This is a genomic window from Megasphaera sp. AF13-6AC (assembly GCF_027685385.1).
Lineage (GTDB): Bacteria > Bacillota > Negativicutes > Veillonellales > Megasphaeraceae > Megasphaera > Megasphaera micronuciformis.
This window is the reverse complement of the sequence record NZ_JAQCUN010000259.1, coordinates 1-329: the sequence shown is the minus strand read 5'-3', so window position 1 is coordinate 329 and position 329 is coordinate 1. Positions and strand designations below refer to the sequence as shown.

1 protein-coding gene is annotated in these 329 nt (G+C 46.2%); it reads left to right on the top strand.

The annotated features are described in order from the left end of the window. Positions 1-329, top strand: a 329-nt coding sequence (locus tag PGX78_RS08685) for an ABC transporter ATP-binding protein (protein WP_333524037.1), incomplete at both ends; no start/stop codon positions are given.

The window sequence follows — 329 nt, the reverse complement described above, 5'->3', positions numbered from 1 at the left end:
CGCTGCCCTGGCAGGCATTACTCTACAAATTAAAGAAGGCGAATTTGCAGCACTTATGGGGCCTTCCGGATCCGGTAAGTCTACACTCATGAACATTCTGGGATGTCTCGATCGCCCTACCTCGGGTTCCTATAAATTAGGTGGCAAAGAAGTCGCCCATTTATCGGATGATGAATTGGCTGTTACCCGTAATAAAAGTATCGGTTTCGTTTTCCAGAATTTTAATCTTCTCGGCAAAATATCAGCCTTAGACAATGTGGCTTTACCTCTTGTCTATGCCGGTGTCGGCAAAAAAGAACGAACGGAACGAGCCATGGAAAAGCTCCGTG